We start from the raw sequence: 230 nt of genomic DNA, 5'->3' as shown, positions 1-230 counted from the left end.
AATACAACAACATCCTTAACCTGGTGCCCAGCACCTTTGCCGACCGCGACTCCAGCGGACGCGGCAACCAAACCTTTGATTTGCGTACCACCATTCACGTGGTTACTGGCATCGAAGCGGCGCTGCACGATCTGCTGGGACAGCATTTAGGCGTGAACGTCGCCACGTTGCTCGGCGATGGTCAGCAGCGCGACCGGGTAGAAATGCTCGGCTATCTGTTCTATGTCGGC

Annotated in this window: 1 pseudogene; it reads left to right on the top strand. The window is 57.4% G+C overall.

Annotated features, from left to right (window positions below):
* Nucleotides 1-230 (top strand): annotated as a pseudogene (gene gudD, locus KVT28_RS27335) (glucarate dehydratase); the annotation flags it as partial.

It is taken from the genome of Pantoea sp. GbtcB22 (assembly GCF_019091025.1).
Lineage (GTDB): Bacteria > Pseudomonadota > Gammaproteobacteria > Enterobacterales > Enterobacteriaceae > Pantoea > Pantoea leporis.
This window is presented reverse-complemented; position numbering and strand designations above follow the sequence as displayed.